Source organism: Mesorhizobium sp. WSM4983 (assembly GCF_029625765.1).
GTDB lineage: Bacteria > Pseudomonadota > Alphaproteobacteria > Rhizobiales > Rhizobiaceae > Mesorhizobium.
The window spans coordinates 166,398-187,792 of sequence record NZ_JARTVM010000002.1; the positions used below are offsets into that span (position 1 = coordinate 166,398).

A 21,395-nucleotide genomic window follows, 5' to 3' on the forward strand; every position below is an offset into this window, starting at 1 on the left:
GGCCTGTTTGGTTCCGTGCCTGTTTGAACAGGTGGTTAATCAGATGTGGCGAAGCTTGCCGTAGAGACACTCAGGCCGGATTCTTATGCAGCCGAACTGCCCGGCTCTTCTTCTCCGGCATTCGGATCGCCCGGGGCCGTTGCCCAGGCGAGCTCGACCAGCGTCACCGTGCGGCGGCCAACACCGTCGATCTGGCACACGATCAGCCCCTGCTCCTCGATGTAATCGAGCAGCCGCCGGGCGCGACGCAGCGAATGCGAGCCATACGCGCGGGCGATCGCCGCGTCGCTCGGGCAGGGCCAGCCTTCCTTCGCCGCCCTCGCGATCATCATGAACACGCCCTGCATGTCCTCCGGCAGAAGCGATGCGCGCACGGAGATGTCGCGCCACGCGTCGTCCTCGGCGATGTCCGAGCCGACGCCGGCGCGGGCGCGCGTCAGCATGCGTCGGAATTCCGAAAGGTCGGGCACCACCGAAGCGAGTCCTTCGATCCGGCAGCGGACCACGAACTCCTGATAGAGCACGCCGATGACGCGGAATCCGGCATCGGGCTCAGCCAGGATGGCGCGCAGGACACGGTCCATCCGTCCGCGCCGCTCGGCGAGGTCCTCGGCGCTCGGCTGCGTCTCGGCCGGCTCGGGGCGGATGTCGAGCGGCGCGGCCTTGGCCGCCATCAACTGATCGAGCAGGTCGGGCGACGGCCGGCGCTGCGGCCGGATCGCCTCCGGCGGCGGTGCCGCGAGGATGATGGCGCGCGCATCTTCGAGCGTCGCTTCGGGCAGCGGCATCAGCCGCGGCGTGCCGTTGCGCGGGCTCGTCTCGGTCGATCCGATCCGCACGCTGAGCGGGCGGCGCGACAGCGCCGGACCGAGCGCCATGAAATGCCCGCGCTCGAGGTCGCGGAAGGCTTCCGCCTGCCGCCGCTCCATGCCGAGCAGGTCGGCGGCGCGCGCCATGTCGATGTCCAGAAAGGTGCGGCCCATCAGGAAGTTGGAGGCCTCCGCCGCGACGTTCTTGGCGAGCTTCGCCAGCCGCTGCGTGGCGATGATGCCGGCGAGCCCGCGCTTGCGGCCGCGGCACATCAGATTGGTCATGGCGCCGAGCGAAAGCTTGCGCGCCTCATCCGAGACCTCGCCTGCAGCAGCCGGCGCGAAGAGCTGCGCCTCGTCCACCACCACCAGCATCGGATACCAATGGTCGCGCGCGACCTCGAACAGCCCGCCAAGGAAGGCTGCGGCGCGCCGCATCTGGTTCTCGGCATCGAGCCCTTCGAGGTTTAGCACCGTCGAGACGCGGTGGATGCGCGCTCGCTCGCCGGCCGCCTGCAGGCCGCGCTCGGTATGATCCTCGGCGTCGATCACCAGATGGCCGTAGCGCTCACCCAGCGAGACGAAGTCGCCTTCGGGATCGATGATGGTCTGCTGCACCCAGGGCGCGCTCTGCTCCAGCAGCCGGCGCAGCAGATGCGACTTGCCCGAGCCCGAATTGCCCTGCACCAGCAGGCGGGTCGCCAGCAGCTCCTCAAGGTCGAGGGCCGCCGGCGCGCCTGCCGACGTCTGCCCCATCTCGATCGCAACCGTCATATTCTCGACTCGGATAGTCTCCCTGCGCGGGAGGGACTTAGCAACCGGCGCGCGGTGCGTCGAGCATGGGGCCAAGGGCTCGGCGCGATGTTCCACACTTAACGGCAGGCCATCGCCAGCTGAACTGGTCCGACCACCATTTCGCTGGCGCAATCCCCTGATCGGCGTATCATCCCTTGAGGGAGGGGTTCATGGCAGGAGGAGGCTTATGAACGTCGCTGCGGAAGTGCCCGTCATAGACCTGACAGTGCAAGACATTGTTTCTTCTGCTCTTTCGAAATTTCGCGCCGGCGACACTGTTTCGACCCGGGCAATGCTCGATGCGATCCGCCAATCGGACCCCGCCTGCGAAGACAGCGACGACCATCTGGTCGAACTGATCGTCATGGCCGCTGTTGGTAAGACCATGGGCGTCGTCTTCGATCACCGCTCGCCCGACGAGCGGTTGCCGCGCCTGTCCTAAACCTCGTTGCGCTGAAAAGGATTAGGCGAGGCGCTGTAAATCCTTGTTTGGGGCATGTCGGTGTCCCAGAACGCGCGCACGTCCGGGCGACATGCATTAGCTTCCCAGCGGATGCGGCATATAACCGACGAAGCCGGTGATCTTCCAGCGCCCGCCGACCTTGCGGCAGAAGTAGAGCGTCTGCCATTTCAGGCGGTCGACGCTGCCGTCAGCCTTGGCGATCGAGCCGTCGAACTTCTTGTGCAGCACAGCACGATCGCCGTCGACGTCGATGTCGCGCAGATTGGTGACGCGGAAAATCGCCTCGCGTAGCGGCTCGGCGAATTCCGTCGCGGCTGTTTCCTTGGCCTGCCGCAGCCATTCGTCGCGATAGATTTCCAGCTTGGGAAACTGCAGCCGCCAGGCGTCGGCATTGGGCAGGAAATGCGCATGCATGCCGAAGAAGCTCTCGGCGATGAAGTCGTCCTCGACCAACGACCAATTCTGGCCGAGGAAGGCGTCGATGTCGCGCCGCACCAGCATTTCCCACAGCGCATGGCGATCGGCATCGCCTTCCGGAAACGGATTCTTGTCAAAGGTCATGTTGGTTCTTCCCCTTGCGTTCGATCAGCAACCCACCGGTCGCATCGCCGGTTCGGGGTGCAGGATGCTCACGATTTGTAATAAAGCAACATGAATTTCCGAAAAATGTTGCTTTCCGACATTGCCTCTTGGAGGATCACCTCTACAAGCGTAGACGGCTGCAAGAACGGTCCTTACGCTCGACAACAGGAGATTCATTTGCCCAAGCAGTGCTTCGGAAAGTCGCATGTCCCGCTCTCGCCTGCCGTCCGCGCCGGCGATTTCGTCTATGTCTCCGGCCAGGTGCCGGTGGGCAGCGACGGCCTGGTAGTCAAGGGCGGCATAACTGACCAAGCCGAGCAGGTGCTGCAAAACGTCAAGGCTGCGCTGGCGCTGGCCGGATGCACCATGGACGACGTGGTGAAGACCACCGTCTGGCTCGAGGACGCCCGCGATTTCGGCGCCTTCAATACGGTTTATGCCAGGCACTTCCCGAACGACCCACCGGCGCGCACCACCGTCGAGTCGCGCCTGATGATCGACATCAAGATCGAGATCGAGGCCGTCGCCTACCGGCCGGTCTGATCGCGGCCAGACAGCAACGGAGGCGCGGAATGCAGTTCGATCTGTTGATCAAGGGCGGCCGTGTGATCGACCCGGCTTCCGGGTTGGATGCGCCGCGCGACATCGCTGTCGCCGATGGCCGAATCGCCGCCATCGAAGCGACCATCGATAGCGAGACCGCCGATGAGGTGGTCGACGCCGGGGGCTGCATCGTCACCCCCGGCCTCGTCGATCTGCACAGCCACGTCTACTGGGGCGGCACCTCGCTCGGCGTCGACGCTGACCGTCTCGCCGCCAAGAGCGGCACCACCACCTTCATCGATGCCGGCAGCGCCGGCGCCGGCAATTTCCTGGGGTTTCGCCGCCATGTCATCGAGCGTTCGAAGGTCCGCATCCTTGCCTACGTCAACATCTCGTTTGCCGGCATATTCGGCTTCGCCGAGACCATAGCCGTCGGCGAATGCAGCGATCTCAGGCTCTGCGAGCCGCGCGAGACGGTGGCCGCGGTGCGCGAGCACGCCGCCGTCGTCGTCGGCGTAAAAGTCCGTTCCGGGAAGCATGCCGGCGGCACCAGCGGCATCGCGCCGGTCGACCTCGCGCTCGAAGCCGCAGACCGAGCCGGCCTGCCGCTGATGGCGCACATCGACGAGCCGCCGCCCGGCCGCTGGGAAGTGCTGCCCAGGCTCCGCCGCGGCGACATCCTCACTCACTGCTTCCGGCCGTTCCCCAACGCGCCGGTCTTCGCTTCGGGCGCGGTGCGGCCGGATATGCGGCAGGCGCGCGAGCGCGGCGTCATCTTCGACATCGGCCACGGCATGGGCTCCTTCGACTTCGAGGTGGCGAAGGCGATGCTGGCGGAAGGGCTGGCGCCGGACGTCATCTCGAGCGATGTGCATCTCTACTGCGTCGACGGCCCTGCCTTCGATATTCTCGTCTGCATGTCGAAGCTCATGGCGCTCGGCATGCCGCTGGTCGAGGTCGTGCGCGCCGCAACGCAGCGCCCGGCCGAAGCGATCGCCAGGCCCGAGCTCGGGGCGCTTAAAGTCGGCGGCATCGGCGATGTCGCGGTGCTGAGGCTGCAGCCCGGCCGCTTCACCTTTGTCGACGCGGTCGGTGCGTCACTTATTGCGGACCAGCGGCTGGTCTCGAATGGCATCGTCATTGGCGGCAAATGGTGGCGGAACGAGACGCCCGACCACAATGAGACCGAGCGCTTCGAGGCCCATGCGCACCACACGCATGTCGAGGTTGCGGCCAGGCACTTCGGGCGCTGATTGGCTCACCGTCGCGAATTGCTCGGCTCGCCATAGACCGGCGTCGCAATCCCCTCCATCCGCGCCTTGAGCTGCAGCGCCACGAACTTCGAATAGAAGCGCGACAGCGCGAGATTGCCGCCGTGGAACCATAGCGCCTCCTGGGCGGTCGGCTTCCACATGTTGCGCAACTCGCCCTGCCACGGGCCGGGATCGCCCTTGACGCCGGAGCCGAGGCCCCAGCACGGCCCGACCTTGTCGGCGACCTCCCGGGAAACGATCCCTGCCACGGTCTCGTTCATCGACTGGTAGCCGGTGCAGGAGACGATCGCGTCGACCGCCAGCTCGCTGCCGTCCTCAAACAGGATGCCGGTCGGCGTCAGCGATTTGATGCCGACGCCGCTCTTCACCGCGATCTCGCCGTTCAGGATCAGCTCGCAGGCGCCGACATCGATGTAGTAGCCGGAGCCGGTGCGATAGGCTTTCATAAGCAGTCCGGTCTCGTCCTCGCCGAAGTCGATGGCAAAGCCGCTGTCGCTGAGGCGCTTATAGAAATCCGCGTCGCGCTCGCGGATGACGTCATAGAGCGCCCGCTGTCCCTGTGGGACCAGCGCGAAGGGCGTCGAAGCGACGATCATGTCGGCCTTGTCGGTGGTGATGCCCCGCGCCAGCGCCTTTTCCGAAAAGATCTCGAAGCCGACCTCCATCAGCGTGTCGGACTTCACCACCGTCGTCGGCGAGCGCTGCACCATGGTGACCTTGGCGCCGGCTTCCCAGAGGTCGACGCTGACATCGTGGCCGGAGCTCGCCGCGCCGATCACCGCGACGCGCTTGCCGCGGAATTTCTCGCCGGTCGAGTACTGGCTGGAATGCAAAAGCTCGCCTTCGAAGCTGTCCGCGCCAGGCAGATCGATCTGCCGCGGCGGCCCGTAGGCGCCGGTGGCGAAGACGATGTGCTTCGGCTTCAGCGTGATGCGCTGGCCGACGCGGTCGACCACCACCGTCCAAACCTTTTTGGCCTCGTCATAGGCCGCACTGATGCATTTGGTGCCGACCCAGTAGTTCAGCTCCATGACGCGGGCATACATTTCCAGCCAGTCGCCCATCTTGTCCTTGGGCGTGAACACCGGCCAGTTTTCCGGGAACGGAATGTAAGGCAGATGGTCGTACCAGACCGGGTCGTGCAGCACGAGCGAGCGGTAGCGGTTGCGCCAGGAATCGCCGGCGCGCGCGTTCTTCTCGACGATGAGGGTGGGAACGCCGAGCTGCCGCAGACGGGCGCCGAGCATGATGCCGCCCTGGCCGCCGCCGATCACCAGGCAATAGGGCTGCTCGTGCACGCCGAGCTCACGCGCCTCGCGCGCTCTTGCTTCCGCCCAGGTCTCGCGTTCGGGATCGGCCTTGTGGCGGATGCCGAGCGGCCGGGCAGGCCCCTTCTGCTCCTCGAAACCCTTGAGCTCGCTCATCGCCGTGAACAGCGTCCGGCAGCGGCCGTCCTTGAGCCGCAGGATGCCCTCGCCTCGCGCCACGGCCGTCTCGAAGCTGAACCAAGCCTCGATGACGCCGTCGGCGACGCTTGACTCCCCGGACAGGCGCCAGTGCGATGGTTGCGTCGAGGAAAGCGTCGCCTTGAGCATCTCGCGGACCGCCGGTTGGCCCTCCATGGTCTTGATGTTCCATGTGAAGGTCAGCAGATCGCGCCAGTAGCAATCGTCCACGAAAAGGTTCGTCGCCGCCTCGATGTCACCCGCCTCGAGCGCGCGGCCGAATGTGCCGAGCCAGGTTGCCGCCTGTTGCGATGGTGCGATGTCGAGCATTGATGTTCGTTCCCCTGAATACGCAGATCATAGCCGCGTTGCGGCTTTTCTCAGTCGCCGAGCGGCTCCATCTCCTTCCCCGTCCGATGGATCTGGGCGTTATATTTGATGCGGCGCACCGTCTCGCGCGCCGGGCCGTCGAGCTTGTAGGCGGACGCGACCGCGAGCAGGTCGATGGCCGCAAGAAAGGCGTAGCGCGAAGCTGTCGGCTTCAGCGTGTCGGGATATTCGGGAACCGCCATCGTCAGTTGGACATCGCAGACGCGTGTCAGCTCCGTGTCCGGCGCGGTCACGCAGATCGCGTCGGCGCGATAGTGCTTGGCAAGCTCCACCGCCTCGATCACCTCTCGGGTACGGCCGGTCGCCGATATCGCGATCACCACATCGCCCGGCTTCAGCGTCGAAGCCGTCATGCGCATCAGATACGGATCGCATTGCGCGCTGATGGTGATGCCATAGCGAAACAGGCGATACTGCGTCTCTTGCGCCAGCGCCGATGAGCTGCCGCCAAGTCCGAATACCGTCACTTGCCTGGCCTTGGCGATCAGCTCCGCCGCTTTCTGCAACTGCCCTGGATCGATCTGCCGTTCGGCCTCCTGCAGCGCGCGGCGCGCTTCGCCGAAGACGGCGTTCCAGAACGGCATGCCGCTGTCGCCGTTCGTGGGTTGCGGCTTGGTGCTAAGATAGAGCGCGCCGACGACGAGGCTCTGCGCCAGCTTCAGCTTGAAGTCGCGCACGCCGTCGCATCCGATGGCGCGGCAGAAACGGGTGACCGTCGGCTCGCTGACCTGGGCGCGCTGCGCCAGCGCGGCATTCGATGCATCGACGGCATATTTGACGTCGTCGAGCACGACGTCGGCGACGCGACGCTCCGCCGGCCGCAAGTCCGTGTAGCTGTCCTTCACCTGCGAAATGATGTCGGGGAAGCGCCTGACATGATCATGCCGGCCGTCATCCCCGTCGGAAATCCGCAGCGCCTGGCTGTCAGCTTCGGTCATTGGCCGTCCTTCTCTGCCGTTTCTGGACCACCATATTTGCGACTATCCGCCGGCTGGCCATGGGCAATCAGCCGAAGTGAGTATGTAGGAAAGTAACACACACTGCAAGCGCGTCTAAACACAGGCGAAATCAGACGCTTAGGTAAGCTTTAGTTGAATCTGATGGCGCCATATCTTTGCCACCGCTTGACAGTAAAGTAGGATAGTTACAGACTGATTTCGCGGACAGAGGGGGCTCCGGCAACCCAATCACGCAGTCTCCGAGGGGAGCATGAATACCGGCAGCGCAAGAACGCCGAAGCTCGGCGTGCAGGCAGCGAGCAAGGTTTATACCACGGCCTCCGGCGATCTTCTCGCCCTAGACCGCTGCAGCCTCGACGTGCACGCCAACGAGATCGTCTCCATCGTCGGCCCCTCCGGCTGCGGCAAGACCACGCTGTTGTGGTCGATGTCGGGTCTGCATCGTCTGACCAGCGGCGCGATACTGCTTGACGGCAAGGAGGTCACCGGCCCGCGTCCCGAGATCGGTATCGTCTTCCAGGAAGCGAACCTTCTGCCCTGGCGCAATCTCGACGCCAACATAAACTTCCCGTTCGAGATCAAAGGCGAGAAGCCCGATCGCGCCTGGATCGCGCATCTGCTTCATCGCGTCGGGCTCGACGGCTTCGGCGGCAAGTTCCCGCGCGAGCTTTCCGGCGGCATGCAGCAGCGCGCGGCGATCGTCCGCGCGCTGGCGCTGAAGCCTTCCGTGCTCTTGATGGATGAGCCCTTCGGTGCGTTGGACAGCTTCACCCGCGAGGAGATGAACCGCCTCGTCGAGGAGATCTGGCTCGATACCAAGACGACCATCGTTTTCATCACCCACAGCATCGAGGAAGCGATCTTCCTCTCCGACCGGGTCGTGGTGCTGACCGCGCGGCCGGGACGCGTCGCCAAGGTCTACGACGTGCCGTTCCCGCGCCCGCGCTCGCTGGAGATCATGGCCACCAAGGAGGTCTTCGACCTCACCAACCGCATCAAGATGGACATCGTCGGCGAGCGCCGGCCGAAGGCGCAGGAGCAGCTGCAACACAAGAGCGCTGAAATCGTGAGGATCAGACCGTGAGCGGGGGCGACGCCATTCCGGAATTCTCCAAAGCCAAGTCCGGTGACGGCCAGGATGTCAGCCTCACCAACCTCTCCGCCTTCGCCGGCGGCCCAGGCATCAAGTCCGGCGCCGAGGTGGCCGCGATTCTCGTCGTCGCGGTGGTGATCATCGGCGGCATCGAGCTGGCGCTGCGCATCTTCCACGTGCCGCAATACATCATGCCGCCGCCGAGTGCGATCGTTTACGCTTTATTCGACGAGTTCCCGCTGATCGCGCCGCATCTCGGCTACACGCTGGTCGAGCTCTTCTCCGGCTTTGCCATCGGCGCCGTCGTCGGGCTGGTGATGGCGGCGGTGATCACGCAGTTTCCCTTCGCCGAGAAGATCGTCGCGCCTTACATCTTGATCCTCGTCACCACGCCGATGCTGGCGCTGGTGCCGCTTCTCATCCTGCGCTTCGGCTTCGGCTACACGCCGCGCATTATCGCGGTAGCTTTAGCCGCCGGACCGATGGTGATGATCAATGCCGCGACCGGGTTCCGGCGCGTGGACAGCGCCAAGATCGCGCTCGCTCGCTCCTATGGCGCGAGCACCTTGCAGATCTTTTGGAAGATCCGCGCGCCGATGGCGCTGCCGATGATCCTGGTCGGGCTGATGATCGGCGCGATCTTCGGGCTCCTCACTGCGGTAGGTGCCGAGATGGTCGGCGGCGGCTTCGGCCTCGGCAACCGGCTTACCTCGTATTCGTCGATGATCCAGATGCCGCAATTCTTCGCGGTGGTGCTGATCCTGTCGACGCTCGGCATCCTGATCTACGTGCTCTTCTTCCTGATCGGCAAGAAATGGGCGAGCTGGGAGGCATGAGCGCGGACGGATGAGATCGCCCGGGAGACGGGCGAAGGCAAGGGCAAGCGATCGATAAGGGCAATCAACAAAAAAGGGGAATGCCATGACCAACGAAAGCTTATTCAGTACGGCGACAAGAGCGGGCATCAGCCGCCGCTACTTCCTGCAAGTGACGGCCGCCGGCGTCGTGACCGCCACCGCGCTCGGCGCATCGGGTCTGAAAGCCAGCGCGGCGGCTTATGAAAAATTCACCTGGATTTCGCCGCGCGGCACGCTCGAAGTGCTGGACGACTATCCCTACTGGTCGGCCAAGAAGGCCGGCTATTTCGGCGACCTCGCCACCGACATGCAGCCGGGTCCGTCTGACGGCACCGCGACGGTCAAGTTCGTCGATGTCGGCCAGGCCGACATGGGCTTCCCCTCGCCCGGCGTCTTCTCCTTCGCCATCCAGAACGGCATGAAGCTGAAGTCGGTGTTCCACATGGGCGCGCGCGACACCTTCAGCATCGCCTTCCGCAAGGGCCAGGGCACCAAGAACCTGAAGGACCTCGAAGGCAAGACGATCCTGCTCGGCTCCGCCGCTTGGCAGGCGATCGTCGATCCGCTGCTTGCCGCGCAGGGTGTCGACATCAAGAAGGTGAAATATGTCGAGGCCGGGTGGCCGACCTGGGGCACCGCGCTCGCCGGCGGCCAAGGCGATGCCGCACTCTCCTGGGAAGGTCTGCGCGCCGAATGGATCGCCAAGGACCTCGACTTCGAATATTGGCTCGGCGTCCAGAATTCCAAGCTTCCGGCCAACACCTTCGTCGTGCGCGCCGCCGATCTCGAGGATCCCGACAAGAAGGCCTTCCTCGAAAAATATCTGCGCGGCTGGGCGATGGGCCTCGAATTCGGCTACCAGAACCCGCGCGCGGCCGTCGAAGCCGTGTTCGAGCAATTCCCGACCTTGGCCAAGAACCTTGGCCCTGAGCTCGGCACCACCTCGATCCTGCAGCAGATCAACGTCTTCCGCGGTGACATGGACAAGCGCAGTGGCTGGGGCTCGCACGACATGGCGAGCTGGCAGGGCTTTTTCGACGAGATCCTGAAGATCGGCCAGATCACCGCGCCGGTGAAGGCCGAAGACGTCTGCACCAACGACCTGATTCCGACCGCCAACGACTTCGACAAGGCGAAGGTCAAGGCCGATGCCGACGGCGTGAAACTGTCGGAAGGCTTCGCCGCGCTCGACGTCGAGAAGATCAAGGCGCACCTGTTCGATTCCGCCGTCAAGTAAGGCGGGCGCATTGACCATCGGGCGGCGCCTGATGCCGCCCGAGCTACTGTTCAAAGAGCATTGGGGAGGCTGACATGGCCGACAAAGTAAAAATCCTGGTGGTTGGTCTGGGCAATATGGGCGCTTCGCATGCGAGCGCCTATCACCGCTCCGACGGCTTCGAGATCGTCGGCATCATGAGCCGCACCATCAAGAGCAACAAGAAGATCCCGAAGGAGCTCGCCGGCTATCCGCTCTATGAGGATTTCGACTTGGCGCTGAAGGAGACCAAGCCGGACGCGGTCTCGATCAACAGTTGGCCGAACACGCATGCCGAATACGCGCTGAAGGCGATCGCCGCCAACTGCCATGTGTTCATGGAAAAGCCCCTCGCCACCAACATCGCCGACGCCGAGAAGGTGGTGGCCGCCGCGCGGGCCAAGAACCGGAAGCTGGTTCTGGGCTACATCCTGCGCGTCCACCCGTCCTGGATCAAATTCATCGAGGTCGGCAAGACGCTCGGCAAGCCCCTGGTGATGCGCCTCAACCTCAACCAGCAGAGCAGCGGCAGCGCCTGGCACTGGCACAAGAACCTGATCGACTCGCTGATCCCGATCGTCGACTGTGGCGTGCACTATGTCGACGTCATGTGCCAGCTGACCGGCGCCAAGCCGGTGCGCGTGCACGGCATCGGCGCCAAACTCTGGGCCGAGGCCGACAAGCAGAACTATGGCCATCTGCACGTCACTTTCGATGATGGCTCGGTCGGCTGGTATGAAGCCGGCTGGGGCCCGATGATGAGCGAGACCGCCTATTTCGTGAAGGATGTGGTCGGCCCGAAAGGCGCCGTTTCGATCGTCGCCGGCCAGTCCGCAAGCAGCGCCAAGGAAGCCGAGGAGGTATCGGATTCCGCCGACATCGACCGCCACACCAAGACCGACGCGCTGAAGATCCACTACGCGCAGGTCGATGGCGACAAGAACTTCTCGAAGCCCGACGAGATCGTCAGCATGGAGGACGAGCCCGGCCATCAGGAGCTTTGCGACCGCGAGCAGGCCTTCTTCCTGCGCGCCATCCGTGAGGACCTCGATCTGACCGAGCAAATGGATGCCGCCGTCAACAGCCTGCGCATCGTTTTAGCCGCCGAGCAGAGCATCGCGGAGAAGCGGACCGTCGAGCTGACCTGAAGCTTCCGGTCAGCCTGCCGCGCAACCCCACATCTAGCCGCTTCGCGGCTGGGCAGTCCGCCGGCGGCGTGCCGATCGGCATGCAGCCAGTCGGGCCGCTATGTAGCGCTCTCCACGCAGTTGGAAGAGGAGATGCCGTGCAGGGACCGGCGGCCGGCCAACCAGCTTCCGGATCTTTGGAACAGCACGTTGCCGCCGCCTTCATCCCGTGGCGTCAATTTCCTATAAGATTCCTATTTCTTTGCTCCCCGCCTCGTCTCGAACCTTTATGGCGGTCGGGTCCATATTCCCCTCGAAAAACACTTTCATCGCCATCGCCGCCAAGGTGACGGGCGGTCCTGTGCAATTTTGAACTCGACCGTGTCGGGGTGCAAAAACAAGCCGAAACAAGGAATGCCTGCAATGGACCTCGTTGTTCTCGGGATGGGGATTTTGTTCTTCGTCCTGTCCTTAGCTTACGTCAAAGCCTGCGACAGAATCTGATCGAATGGTCTTACAATGCTTTTCGACTACGTCCTCGGCGGCGCGGTGACCTTGTTCCTGCTTGCCTACCTCATCTACGCCCTCATCCGCCCAGAGCGCTTCTGATCGGCATACGGAAAGTCAGTTCATGACACTCAAGGGCTGGATACAGATCCTCGTCTATTGCGGGATCCTGCTTTTGCTCGTGAAGCCGCTCGGCGGCTACATGCACCGCGTCTTCAAAGGCGATCGTACGTTGCTGTCGCCCGTGCTTGTCCCGATCGAGCGCGGCCTCTATCGCCTCGCCGGGACAAGCGACAAGGAAGAACAGCACTGGGCCGCCTACGCCACCGGCATGCTGTTTTTCAACCTCGTCGGTTTCCTCGTGCTTTATGCCCTGCAGCGGCTGCAGGGCGCGCTGCCCTACAATCCCGTCGGGATGGCGGCGGTCGAGCCGGGGCTCGCCTTCAACACCGCGGCGAGTTTCGTCACCAATACTGACTGGCAGAACTACGGCGGCGAAAGCACGATGTCCTACCTCGTGCAGATGGCTGGCCTCACCGTCCAGAACTTTGTTTCGGCCGCCACCGGCATTGCCATTGCGATCGCGCTGATCCGCGGCTTTGCCCGCGCCTCGGGCAAATCGATCGGCAGTTTCTGGGTCGACCTGACCCGCTGCACGCTTTACGTGCTCCTGCCGGCCTGCATCGTGCTGACGCTCGTCTATGTGTGGCTCGGCATCCCGCAGACGCTTGGACCCTATGTCGACGCCACCACGCTGGAAGGCGCCAAGCAGACGATCGCGCTCGGCCCGGTCGCCTCTCAGGTCGCCATCAAGATGCTTGGCACCAATGGCGGCGGCTTCTTCAACGCCAATGCCGCGCATCCTTTTGAGAATCCGGACGCCATCTCGAACCTGATCCAGATGCTGTCGATCTTCGCGCTCGGCGCCGGTCTCACCAACGTCTTCGGGCGGATGGTCGGCAGTGAGCGCCAGGGCTGGGCGATCCTTGCCTCGATGGCCGTGCTGTTCCTCGTCGGCGTCGTCATCTGCTACTGGGCCGAGGCTGCCGGCAATCCGCTGGTGCATGCGCTCGGCATCGACGGCGGCAACATGGAAGGCAAGGAGACGCGCTTCGGGATAGCGTTGTCGGCGCTGTTCGCGGTCATCACCACGGCCGCCTCGTGCGGCGCCGTGAATGCCATGCATGATTCTTTCACCGCGCTTGGCGGCATGATCCCGCTGATCAACATGCAGCTTGGCGAGGTCATCGTCGGCGGCGTCGGCGCCGGCTTCTACGGCATCCTGATGTTCGTCGTCCTTGCCGTCTTCGTTGCCGGCCTGATGGTCGGCCGCACACCGGAATATCTCGGCAAGAAGATCGAAGCCAAGGAGGTCAAGATGGCGATGCTTGCCATCCTCTGCCTGCCGCTGGCGATGCTGATCTTCACGGCTATCGCCGTGGTCCTGCCGAGCGCGGTGGCCTCGATGGCCAATGGCGGCCCGCACGGCTTCACCGAGGTGCTCTATGCCTATACGTCGGCGGCCGCGAACAACGGCTCGGCCTTTGGCGGACTGACCGGCAACACGCCCTGGTACAACATCACCATCGCGATCGGCATGCTGATGGGCCGCTTCCTGGTCATCATCCCGGCTTTGGCCATCGCCGGCTCGCTGGCCGCAAAGAAGACCGTGCCTGCTTCCGCCGGCACCTTCCCGACCGACGGCATGCTGTTCGTCGGCCTCCTGGTCGGCGTGATCGTCATCGTCGGCGGCCTCACCTTCTTCCCGTCGCTCGCCGTCGGTCCGATCGTCGAGCATCTGGCGATGATCCGCGGACAGACTTTCTGAGATGACCATGCCTTGGTTCAACAACATACGTCGGCACGATCGTCACCAATCCGGTGACGGAACGCCCGATGACGGAGGGGACGAGAAGCCTCGTCCTTTCCCGACGCTCTCCACCTTCCTCGGCATGGCGGCCGTGCTGTTCGTGCTGTGGCTGCTGGCCTCCGGCCTTCCGCATCTGTTGCCGAAGACCGAACACCCGGCGCCATCCAACATCACCGATACCGGAGCCTTAAAATGAGCCAGACCAAATCCGCGAGCATTCTGGATGCCAGCATCCTGATGCCCGCCATCGGTGGCGCTTTCCGCAAGCTCGATCCGCGCACGCTGATCAAGAACCCGGTGATGTTCGTCGTCGCCATCGTCTCAGCACTCACCACCGTCCTGTTCGTCAAGGATGTCATCACCGGCGGCGGCGATCTCGGCTTCACCTTGCAGATTATCATCTGGCTGTGGTTCACCGTGCTGTTCGCCAACTTTGCCGAGGCCGTGGCCGAGGGTCGCGGCAAGGCGCAGGCCGACTCGCTGCGCAAGGCGCGCACCGAGACCCAGGCCAAGCTGCTCGTCAACGGCGAGGATCGCGGCAAGTTCAAGTTGGTGCCTGGCACCAGCCTGAAGGTCGGCGACATCGTGCTGGTCGAAGCCGGCGACATCATCCCTTCCGACGGCGAGGTGATCGAAGGCGTGGCTTCCGTCAACGAGGCGGCAATCACCGGCGAATCCGCGCCTGTCATCCGCGAATCCGGCGGCGACCGCTCGGCCGTCACCGGCGGCACGCAGGTGCTGTCCGATTGGATCCGCGTGCGCATTTCCGCCGCCTCCGGCCAGACCTTCCTCGACCGCATGATCTCGCTGGTCGAAGGTGCGGAGCGCCAGAAGACCCCGAACGAGATCGCGCTTAACATCTTGCTTGTAGGCATGACGCTGATCTTTGTCCTGGCCACCGCGACCATCCCGAGCTTCGCCTCTTATTCCGGCGGCTATATCCCGGTAACGATCCTCGTCGCTTTGTTCGTGACACTGATCCCGACCACGATCGGCGCGCTGCTTTCGGCCATCGGCATTGCCGGCATGGATCGCCTGGTGCGTTTCAACGTGCTTGCCATGTCCGGCCGCGCCGTCGAGGCTGCCGGCGACGTGGACACCTTGCTCCTCGACAAGACCGGCACCATTACGCTCGGCAATCGCCAGGCGACCGAGTTCCATCCGGTGAAGGGGGTGACCGAACAGGAGCTGGCCGATGCTGCTCAATTGGCCTCGCTGGCTGACGAGACGCCGGAAGGCCGCTCGATCGTGGTGCTGGCGAAGGAAAAATACGGCATCCGCGCCCGCGATATGGCGACCTTGCATGCCACTTTCGTGCCCTTCACCGCGCAGACCCGGATGAGCGGCGTCGACATCGACGGCTCGTCGGTGCGCAAAGGCGCGGTCGATGCCGTGCTAGCCCATGTCAATCAAGCAACGGTGGCAAGCCATGGCACGCGTCCGACAAGCGACACCATGCGCGACCTGCAGGCCAGGGCCGACGAGATCGCCAAGGCCGGCGGCACGCCGCTGGCGGTCGAGCGCGACGGGCGCCTGCTCGGCGTCGTCCACCTCAAGGACATCGTCAAGGGCGGCATTCGCGAGCGTTTCGCCGAGCTTCGCAAAATGGGCATCCGCACGGTGATGATCACCGGCGACAATCCGCTGACCGCAGCGGCCATCGCGGCCGAAGCCGGCGTCGACGACTTCCTGGCCCAGGCGACGCCTGAAAACAAGCTGTCGCTGATCCGCGAGGAACAGGCCAAGGGCAAGCTTGTCGCGATGTGCGGCGACGGCACCAACGATGCGCCGGCGCTCGCCCAGGCCGATGTCGGCGTCGCCATGAACACCGGCACGGTCGCCGCGCGCGAGGCCGGCAACATGGTCGACCTCGACAGCGATCCGACCAAGCTGATCGAGATCGTCGAGATCGGCAAGGCGCTGCTGATGACGCGCGGTTCGCTGACCACCTTCTCGATCGCCAACGACGTCGCCAAGTATTTCGCCATCATCCCGGCCATGTTCGCCGTGTTCTACGTCGCGCCCGGCCAGTCGGTAGGCCCGCTGCAGGCGCTCAACATTATGCATCTGGCGACGCCGCAGAGCGCCATTCTGTCGGCGATCATCTTCAACGCGCTGATCATCGTCGCGCTGATCCCGCTGTCGCTGAAGGGGGTGAAATACCGCGCCATCGGCGCCGGCGCGCTGCTCACCCGCAATCTTCTCGTCTACGGCCTTGGCGGCATCATCGTGCCGTTCGCCGGCATCAAGGCGATCGACCTGATCGTCACGGCTCTTGGCCTGGCATAGGAACCCATTCCGATGTTCAAGCAACTCAGACCCGCGATCGTCATGATCGTTTTCTTCACGGTGCTGACCGGCCTCATCTATCCGATCGGCATGACCGGCATCGCGCAGGCGCTGTTTCCCAGGCAGGCCAATGGCAGCCTGATCGAAAAGGATGGTAAGGTTATCGGCTCCGAACTGATCGGCCAGGCCTTCGCCAGCGACCGCTATTTCCACGGGCGGCCCTCGGCAGCCGGCGACGGCTACAACGCCGCCTCCTCCGGCGGCTCGAATCTCGGGCCGACCAATGCGAAGCTGATCGAACGTATCAAGGCCGACGCCGACAGGCTGAAGGCTGAGAACCCGAACGCACCGGTTCCGATGGATCTCGTCACCACGTCTGGCAGCGGCCTCGATCCCGACATCAGCCCGGAGGCGGCCTATTTCCAGGTGCCGCGGATTGCCAAGGCCAGGGGCATCGATGAAGCCAAGGTGAAATCGCTTGTCGACGGCCATGTCGAGGATCGCGAGCTGGGCTTCATGGGTGAGCCGGTGGTCAATGTGCTGGCCCTCAACATGGGGCTCGACGATCTCAAATAATCAGCACTCGCAGCGGGGATCGACACGATCCCCGGTGCAATCCATGATTGGACTTGATGCCGGACGACAGGACCAACTTCGAGAACAGACCTTCTCCCGACGCGCTGCTCGAGCACGCGGAGCGGGAGGGCCGCGGCCGTCTGCGCATCTTCCTTGGCGCGGCGCCCGGCGTCGGCAAGACCTACGAGATGCTGTTGGCAGGCCGCGCCCGGCGCGCCGACGGCATCGACGTCGCGATCGGCGTCGTTGAAACGCATGGCCGCAAGGAAACCCAGGCGCTGGTCGAAGGCTATGAGGTGATCCCGCGCCGCGAGGTCGAATACAGGGGCCGGGTCCTTGACGAGATGGACATCGACGCCATCCTGAAACGGCGGCCGGAGCTGGTTCTGATCGACGAGCTCGCGCACACCAACGGGCCCGGCAGCCGTCATCCCAAGCGCTATCTCGATGTTCAGGAAATCCTGTCGCAGGGCATCGACGTCTACACCACGCTCAACATCCAGCATGTCGAAAGCCTGAATGACGTCGTGGCGCAGATCACCCGCGTCAGGGTGCGTGAAACCGTTCCGGATTCCATCATCGACGAGGCCGACGACATCGAGGTCATCGACCTCACCCCGGACGACCTGATCAAGCGGCTGCATGAAGGCAAGGTCTATTTCCCGCAAACCGCTCAGCGCGCGATCGAGAACTATTTTTCGCCTGGCAATCTGACGGCGCTTCGCGAGTTGGCGCTGCGACGCACCGCGCAGCGCGTCGATGAACAGCTCCTCAGCCATATGCAGTCCCACGCCATTCCGGGACCGTGGGCGGCCGGCGAGCGGGTCCTTGTCTGCGTCGACTCGCGTCCGGACGGGAGCGCTCGTATCCGCTACGCGCGCCGGCTCGCCGATCGCCTGCGGGCGCCATGGACGGCGCTGCATGTCGACACGCCTCGCCTGGCCGGCATGTCCGAAGAGGACAAGGACCGGCTGGCGACAAACCTGCGCCTTGCCGAACAGCTCGGCGCCGAGGTCGCGACCATCCCGGGCCAGAACGTCGCCCAGGACATCGTGCGCCATGCGACGGCGAACAACTTCACCCATATCGTCATCGGCAGGCCGACCCGCTCGCGCTGGCGGGAACTGATCGAGGGCTCGCTCACCTATGACCTGATCCGCAATGCCGGCGACATCAGCGTCCATGTCATTTCGGGCAAGGAGCGCGATGCCGACATGCCGTCGGCACGGGTGAAGGCCGCGTCCGAGCAGAAGCCCTTCCAGATCTGGCCCTATCTGTTCTCGACGGCCTATGTCGCCGGCGCGGTGGCCGTCAGCTCGATTCTCGATCAGTTCCTCGATGTCCGCAATCTGGCCAGCGTCCTGCTGCTGGCGGTGCTGACTTCTGCGGTGACGTTCGGACTCTGGCCGGCGCTCTACGCTTGTTTCCTGAGCGCGCTTGCCTTCAACTATTTCTTTCTCGAGCCGCGCTATACGTTCACGATCAGGGATCCGGAGAGCATCGTTGCCTTCGTGGTCTTTCTCGTTGTCGCAGTCATCGCCAGCAATCTGACGGCGCGCGTCCAGCGCCAGGCGGTCGCTGCCCGCTCACGCGCGCGAGCCACGCAGGACATCTACTCGTTCTCGAAGAAGCTCGCTGGCGCCGGCACGCTTGACGACGTGCTGTGGGCCACCGCCTTCCAGATCGCCTCGATGCTGAAAGTGCGCGTGGTGCTGCTTCTGCCCGAGAATGGAACGATCACCGTCAAGGCCGGCTATCCGCCGGACGATACGCTCGCCGAGGCCGACATCGCGGCGGCCCGCTGGGCCTGGGAACATGATCGCCCCGCCGGCCGCGGCGCCGATACGCTGCCCGGCGCCAAGCGCCTCTATCTGCCCTTGCGAACAGGCCGGACAGCGGTCGGCGTCGTCGGCCTCGACAACGACAAGCAGGGCCCGTTGCTGACGCCCGAGCAGCAGCGCCTTCTCGACGCGCTTGCCGATCAGGCGGCAGTCGCCATCGAACGCATCCAACTTGTCGCCGATGTCGACCGCGCCAGGCTGGCAGCGGAAGCGGACCGGCTGCGCACCGCGCTGCTTACCTCGATCTCGCATGACCTGAAGACGCCGCTGGCCGCCATCATGGGTGCCGCCGGCACGCTGCGGGAATACGCGGCCGCCCTTCCCGAAGAGGACCGCGCGGAACTCCTGTCGACGGTGATCGACGAATCGGAGCGGCTCAACCGCTTCATCGCCAATCTGCTCGACATGACCAAGATCGAGTCCGGCGCCATGGAGCCGAACTACGCCCTCCATTATGTCGGCGATATCGTCGGCTCGGCGCTCGATCGCGCTCGCAAGATCACCGGCGAGCACCGCATCGACACCGACACTCCGCCGGACTTGCCGATGCTGCGCCTCGACCCGGTGCTGTTCGAGCAGGCGCTGTTCAACCTCCTCGACAATGCCGCCAAATATTCCGCGCCCGGCTCAACCATCCGCCTCAAAGGCTGGGTCGACAACGGCTCCGTCATCCTGCAGGTCATGGACGAGGGACCAGGCATCCCGCCGAACGACCTCGAACGGATCTTCGACACCTTCTATCGGGTGCGCAAGCGCGACCAGGTCCGCGCCGGCACGGGTCTCGGCCTGTCGATCAGCCGCGGTTTCGTCGAGGCCATGGGCGGCACGATCTCGGCGACGAACCGCACCGACCGGCCCGGCGCGATCTTCACCATCCGCATGCCGGTGCCGCAGGAAATTCCGGAACTTGCCGTGGCCAAAACGGATGACGCCGCATGACCGGTCAGAACGTCAGCATCCTGGTCGTCGACGACGAGCCGCCGATCCGCAAGCTGCTTCGGGTCGGCCTCGGCAGCCAGGGCTATGCCGTATCGGAGGCACCGAACGCCAAGGCAGCGATCGAGCTCATGCAGGCGCAGCGGCCCGACCTGATCCTGCTCGATCTCGGCCTCCCGGGGATGACGGGCCTCGAACTGCTCGGCAAATGGCGTGACGACGGCCTCGACATTCCGGTCGTCATCCTGTCGAGCCGCACCGACGAGGCCGGCATCGTCCAGGCGCTCGAGATCGGCGCCGACGACTATGTGGCGAAACCCTTCGGCATGAACGAGCTCGTCGCCCGCGTCCGCGTGGCGCTGCGCCACAAGCTCCAGCAGCAGGGCGAGAAGCCTGTGTTCCAGGCCGGCGACCTCTCGGTCGACCTGGTGAAGCGCATCGTCAAGGTCGAGGGCAAGGAAGTAAAACTGTCGCCGAAGGAATACGATATCCTGCGCATGCTCGTGCAGTATGCCGGCAAGGTTCTGACCCATCAGTTCCTGCTGAAGCAGATCTGGAACGAGTCGACGGACGTGCAATATCTCAGGGTCTATGTCCGCCAATTGAGGCAGAAGATCGAGAGGACACCGGACCAGCCGCGCTACATCATCACCGAGACCGGCGTCGGCTACCGTTTGCGCGAGGTCGATTGAAGGATCCGAGCGGCGGGCATCATCCAACCCATCGAGGCTGTGCCGCGAGATCGGTCGCTTGAACCATGGTAGATCCGCACAAACACCCTATATTACGGCAAGGTTTCTGTTTTCGTTCGGGAAGGAAGCGATGTCGCGTCCTCGGCTATCGGCGGCTTTGATTGCCGCGGCTTTGTCGACTGCCGCCCTTTTGGGCGCGCCTTCACATGCCTCCGCGCAGGTCGTCATCCCCACAGACCGCAACGCCCTGATCCAACATAACGAGCTGCAGGCGCTCCGGAACCAGCTGCAGCGACGACAGTTCCAGCAACAGCAGCAGCTTTACCGCGAGCAGGACCGGCAGATCGTTCCGAAGGCTCGCCCTGAAGTGCCGATCGTCAAGCAGAATTGCCAGTCTCAGGTGATCGGCACCACGATTTCGCGCGTCTGCCGCTGACATTTTTCTTTTTCCGGTTTACTTAGCCGACTTACTGTCGGCGGCGTCCGGCTTGCGTGGGCGGCGGTTTTGGGATTTGCAGGAGCGAGGTTTTGCCGTGCGGATAGCGTACGGCAGGAATGCGCTTTGATCGGATTTTGGGATGGCAGCAGCCAAGAAGAAAGCAGTACGCAGGGCAAAGAAGGGAGAGCGGATCCGCCAGGTGGCGGCCATCCCCTTTCGCCTACGCGGCGACGGCCAGCTTGAAGTCTTGCTGGTCACCTCGCGCACGACCAAACGTTTCATTGTGCCCAAGGGCTGGCCGATGAAGGGCAAGAGCGGGCGCAAGGCGGCCGCGATCGAGGCCCAGGAAGAGGCGGGCGTGCTGGGCAAGGCGCTGAAGCAGCCTGCCGGCGGCTACTCCTATTGGAAGCGCATGGCCAGCCGTTTCGTCCGTGTCGACGTGGTCGTCTACCTGCTCGAGGTCAGCGAGGAGATGGCCGACTGGCGGGAGGCCGTGAACCGTCAGCGGGCCTGGCTGCCGGCGGCCGATGCGGCCCTGCTGATCGACGAGCCGGAGCTTTCCACGCTGCTGAGGGATTTGACGGCCTTGGCGACCGATCCGGCGTAAGACGATGGCCTGGCGCAATTCCACGAAAGCGTGACACGGCTGTCCG

General features: G+C 64.2%; 20 protein-coding genes. 15 read left to right on the forward strand and 5 right to left on the reverse strand.

From position 1 onward, the window contains the following. Positions 1 to 83 precede the first annotated feature (83 nt). Positions 84 to 1,583, reverse strand: coding sequence for an ATP-binding protein (locus tag P9254_RS08025; RefSeq protein WP_278053117.1), 1,500 nt, complete (start codon positions 1,581 to 1,583; stop codon positions 84 to 86). Between the two features lie 208 nt (positions 1,584 to 1,791). Here P9254_RS08025 and P9254_RS08030 point away from each other — a divergent pair, with 208 nt between their 5' ends. After that, positions 1,792 to 2,046 carry a hypothetical protein gene (locus P9254_RS08030; protein WP_278053118.1) on the forward strand — a complete coding sequence of 85 codons (255 nt, stop codon included), beginning with the start codon at positions 1,792 to 1,794 and terminating at the stop codon, positions 2,044 to 2,046. A gap of 96 nt (positions 2,047 to 2,142) precedes the next feature. Here P9254_RS08030 and P9254_RS08035 read toward each other — a convergent pair whose 3' ends face one another. Continuing rightward, the gene (locus P9254_RS08035; protein ID WP_278053119.1) at positions 2,143 to 2,628 is read right to left on the reverse strand and encodes a hypothetical protein; all 486 of its coding nucleotides are present in this window, start codon (positions 2,626 to 2,628) and stop codon (positions 2,143 to 2,145) included. 198 nt (positions 2,629 to 2,826) lie between these two features. On the opposite strand from P9254_RS08035, the gene P9254_RS08040 reads away from it, so the two are divergent. Both P9254_RS08040 and P9254_RS08045 read left to right on the forward strand, forming a co-directional pair. Beyond that, entirely contained in the window at positions 2,827 to 3,192 is a 366-nt protein-coding gene (locus P9254_RS08040) for a RidA family protein (RefSeq protein WP_067318812.1), read from the forward strand. Positions 3,193 to 3,221: 29 nt separating this feature from the next. Continuing rightward, positions 3,222 to 4,445, forward strand: a complete 1,224-nt coding sequence (locus P9254_RS08045) for an amidohydrolase/deacetylase family metallohydrolase (protein WP_278053120.1) — start codon at positions 3,222 to 3,224, stop codon at positions 4,443 to 4,445. A 5-nt stretch (positions 4,446 to 4,450) separates the two neighbouring features. Here the strand turns inward: P9254_RS08045 and P9254_RS08050 are convergent, their stop codons facing one another. Continuing rightward, positions 4,451 to 6,241 (reverse strand): NAD(P)/FAD-dependent oxidoreductase, encoded by a 1,791-nt coding sequence (locus P9254_RS08050; protein WP_278053122.1) that lies wholly within the window; start codon positions 6,239 to 6,241, stop codon positions 4,451 to 4,453. 50 nt (positions 6,242 to 6,291) lie between these two features. Then, positions 6,292 to 7,239 (reverse strand): MurR/RpiR family transcriptional regulator, encoded by a 948-nt coding sequence (locus P9254_RS08055; RefSeq protein WP_067318818.1) that lies wholly within the window; start codon positions 7,237 to 7,239, stop codon positions 6,292 to 6,294. 271 nt (positions 7,240 to 7,510) lie between these two features. Here P9254_RS08055 and P9254_RS08060 point away from each other — a divergent pair, with 271 nt between their 5' ends. The 11 genes from P9254_RS08060 (at position 7,511) to P9254_RS08110 (ending at position 20,303) form a co-directional block, all read left to right on the forward strand. Further along, positions 7,511 to 8,344 carry an ABC transporter ATP-binding protein gene (locus P9254_RS08060; protein ID WP_067318820.1) on the forward strand — a complete coding sequence of 278 codons (834 nt, stop codon included), beginning with the start codon at positions 7,511 to 7,513 and terminating at the stop codon, positions 8,342 to 8,344. After that, positions 8,341 to 9,189, forward strand: coding sequence for an ABC transporter permease (locus tag P9254_RS08065; RefSeq protein ID WP_067318822.1), 849 nt, complete (start codon positions 8,341 to 8,343; stop codon positions 9,187 to 9,189). The genes P9254_RS08060 and P9254_RS08065 overlap by 4 nt, the downstream gene beginning before the upstream one ends. A gap of 85 nt (positions 9,190 to 9,274) precedes the next feature. After that, positions 9,275 to 10,447: an ABC transporter substrate-binding protein gene (locus P9254_RS08070; protein WP_067318823.1), complete on the forward strand. Its 1,173-nt coding sequence runs from the start codon at positions 9,275 to 9,277 to the stop codon at positions 10,445 to 10,447. A 74-nt stretch (positions 10,448 to 10,521) separates the two neighbouring features. After that, entirely contained in the window at positions 10,522 to 11,613 is a 1,092-nt protein-coding gene (locus tag P9254_RS08075) for a Gfo/Idh/MocA family protein (protein ID WP_067003969.1), read from the forward strand. 498 nt (positions 11,614 to 12,111) lie between these two features. Further along, positions 12,112 to 12,201, forward strand: coding sequence for a K(+)-transporting ATPase subunit F (kdpF, locus tag P9254_RS08080; RefSeq protein WP_067318826.1), 90 nt, complete (start codon positions 12,112 to 12,114; stop codon positions 12,199 to 12,201). Between the two features lie 22 nt (positions 12,202 to 12,223). Beyond that, positions 12,224 to 13,927, forward strand: coding sequence for a potassium-transporting ATPase subunit KdpA (kdpA, locus tag P9254_RS08085; protein ID WP_278053125.1), 1,704 nt, complete (start codon positions 12,224 to 12,226; stop codon positions 13,925 to 13,927). Between the two features lie 7 nt (positions 13,928 to 13,934). Beyond that, positions 13,935 to 14,165: a hypothetical protein gene (locus P9254_RS08090; RefSeq protein ID WP_278053126.1), complete on the forward strand. Its 231-nt coding sequence runs from the start codon at positions 13,935 to 13,937 to the stop codon at positions 14,163 to 14,165. Further along, positions 14,162 to 16,258 (forward strand): potassium-transporting ATPase subunit KdpB, encoded by a 2,097-nt coding sequence (gene kdpB, locus P9254_RS08095; protein WP_278053128.1) that lies wholly within the window; start codon positions 14,162 to 14,164, stop codon positions 16,256 to 16,258. Before P9254_RS08090 ends, kdpB begins: the two co-directional genes overlap by 4 nt. A gap of 12 nt (positions 16,259 to 16,270) precedes the next feature. Continuing rightward, a complete protein-coding gene (gene kdpC, locus P9254_RS08100; protein ID WP_095800548.1) occupies positions 16,271 to 16,834 on the forward strand; it encodes a potassium-transporting ATPase subunit KdpC in 564 nt (187 codons plus the stop codon). Between the two features lie 56 nt (positions 16,835 to 16,890). After that, positions 16,891 to 19,614, forward strand: coding sequence for a sensor histidine kinase (locus P9254_RS08105; RefSeq protein ID WP_278053130.1), 2,724 nt, complete (start codon positions 16,891 to 16,893; stop codon positions 19,612 to 19,614). Further along, positions 19,611 to 20,303, forward strand: a complete 693-nt coding sequence (locus P9254_RS08110; RefSeq protein WP_127247032.1) for a response regulator transcription factor — start codon at positions 19,611 to 19,613, stop codon at positions 20,301 to 20,303. The genes P9254_RS08105 and P9254_RS08110 overlap by 4 nt, the downstream gene beginning before the upstream one ends. 202 nt (positions 20,304 to 20,505) lie before the next feature. On the opposite strand, the gene P9254_RS08115 is transcribed toward P9254_RS08110, so the two are convergent. Beyond that, positions 20,506 to 20,742, reverse strand: coding sequence for a hypothetical protein (locus P9254_RS08115; RefSeq protein ID WP_164746662.1), 237 nt, complete (start codon positions 20,740 to 20,742; stop codon positions 20,506 to 20,508). Between the two features lie 139 nt (positions 20,743 to 20,881). On the opposite strand from P9254_RS08115, the gene P9254_RS08120 reads away from it, so the two are divergent. Next, positions 20,882 to 21,349, forward strand: a complete 468-nt coding sequence (locus P9254_RS08120; protein WP_067318836.1) for an NUDIX hydrolase — start codon at positions 20,882 to 20,884, stop codon at positions 21,347 to 21,349. Positions 21,350 to 21,395: the final 46 nt, after the last annotated feature.

Bases quoted from the DNA above. Each gene is read 5' to 3' on its own strand.
- P9254_RS08055 (WP_067318818.1), bottom strand. From the start codon at position 7,239: ATGACCGAAGCTGACAGCCAGGCGCTGCGGATTTCCGACGGGGATGAC.
- kdpF (WP_067318826.1), top strand. From the start codon at position 12,112: ATGCTTTTCGACTACGTCCTCGGCGGCGCGGTGACCTTGTTCCTGCTT.
- P9254_RS08120 (WP_067318836.1), top strand. From the start codon at position 20,882: ATGGCAGCAGCCAAGAAGAAAGCAGTACGCAGGGCAAAGAAGGGAGAG.
- P9254_RS08025 (WP_278053117.1), bottom strand. From the start codon at position 1,583: ATGACGGTTGCGATCGAGATGGGGCAGACGTCGGCAGGCGCGCCGGCG.
- P9254_RS08035 (WP_278053119.1), bottom strand. From the start codon at position 2,628: ATGACCTTTGACAAGAATCCGTTTCCGGAAGGCGATGCCGATCGCCAT.
- P9254_RS08090 (WP_278053126.1), top strand. From the start codon at position 13,935: ATGCCTTGGTTCAACAACATACGTCGGCACGATCGTCACCAATCCGGT.
- P9254_RS08045 (WP_278053120.1), top strand. From the start codon at position 3,222: ATGCAGTTCGATCTGTTGATCAAGGGCGGCCGTGTGATCGACCCGGCT.
- P9254_RS08105 (WP_278053130.1), top strand. From the start codon at position 16,891: ATGCCGGACGACAGGACCAACTTCGAGAACAGACCTTCTCCCGACGCG.
- P9254_RS08030 (WP_278053118.1), top strand. From the start codon at position 1,792: ATGAACGTCGCTGCGGAAGTGCCCGTCATAGACCTGACAGTGCAAGAC.
- P9254_RS08115 (WP_164746662.1), bottom strand. From the start codon at position 20,742: ATGTCAGCGGCAGACGCGCGAAATCGTGGTGCCGATCACCTGAGACTG.
- P9254_RS08110 (WP_127247032.1), top strand. From the start codon at position 19,611: ATGACCGGTCAGAACGTCAGCATCCTGGTCGTCGACGACGAGCCGCCG.
- P9254_RS08060 (WP_067318820.1), top strand. From the start codon at position 7,511: ATGAATACCGGCAGCGCAAGAACGCCGAAGCTCGGCGTGCAGGCAGCG.
- P9254_RS08050 (WP_278053122.1), bottom strand. From the start codon at position 6,241: ATGCTCGACATCGCACCATCGCAACAGGCGGCAACCTGGCTCGGCACA.
- P9254_RS08075 (WP_067003969.1), top strand. From the start codon at position 10,522: ATGGCCGACAAAGTAAAAATCCTGGTGGTTGGTCTGGGCAATATGGGC.
- kdpA (WP_278053125.1), top strand. From the start codon at position 12,224: ATGACACTCAAGGGCTGGATACAGATCCTCGTCTATTGCGGGATCCTG.
- kdpB (WP_278053128.1), top strand. From the start codon at position 14,162: ATGAGCCAGACCAAATCCGCGAGCATTCTGGATGCCAGCATCCTGATG.
- kdpC (WP_095800548.1), top strand. From the start codon at position 16,271: ATGTTCAAGCAACTCAGACCCGCGATCGTCATGATCGTTTTCTTCACG.
- P9254_RS08070 (WP_067318823.1), top strand. From the start codon at position 9,275: ATGACCAACGAAAGCTTATTCAGTACGGCGACAAGAGCGGGCATCAGC.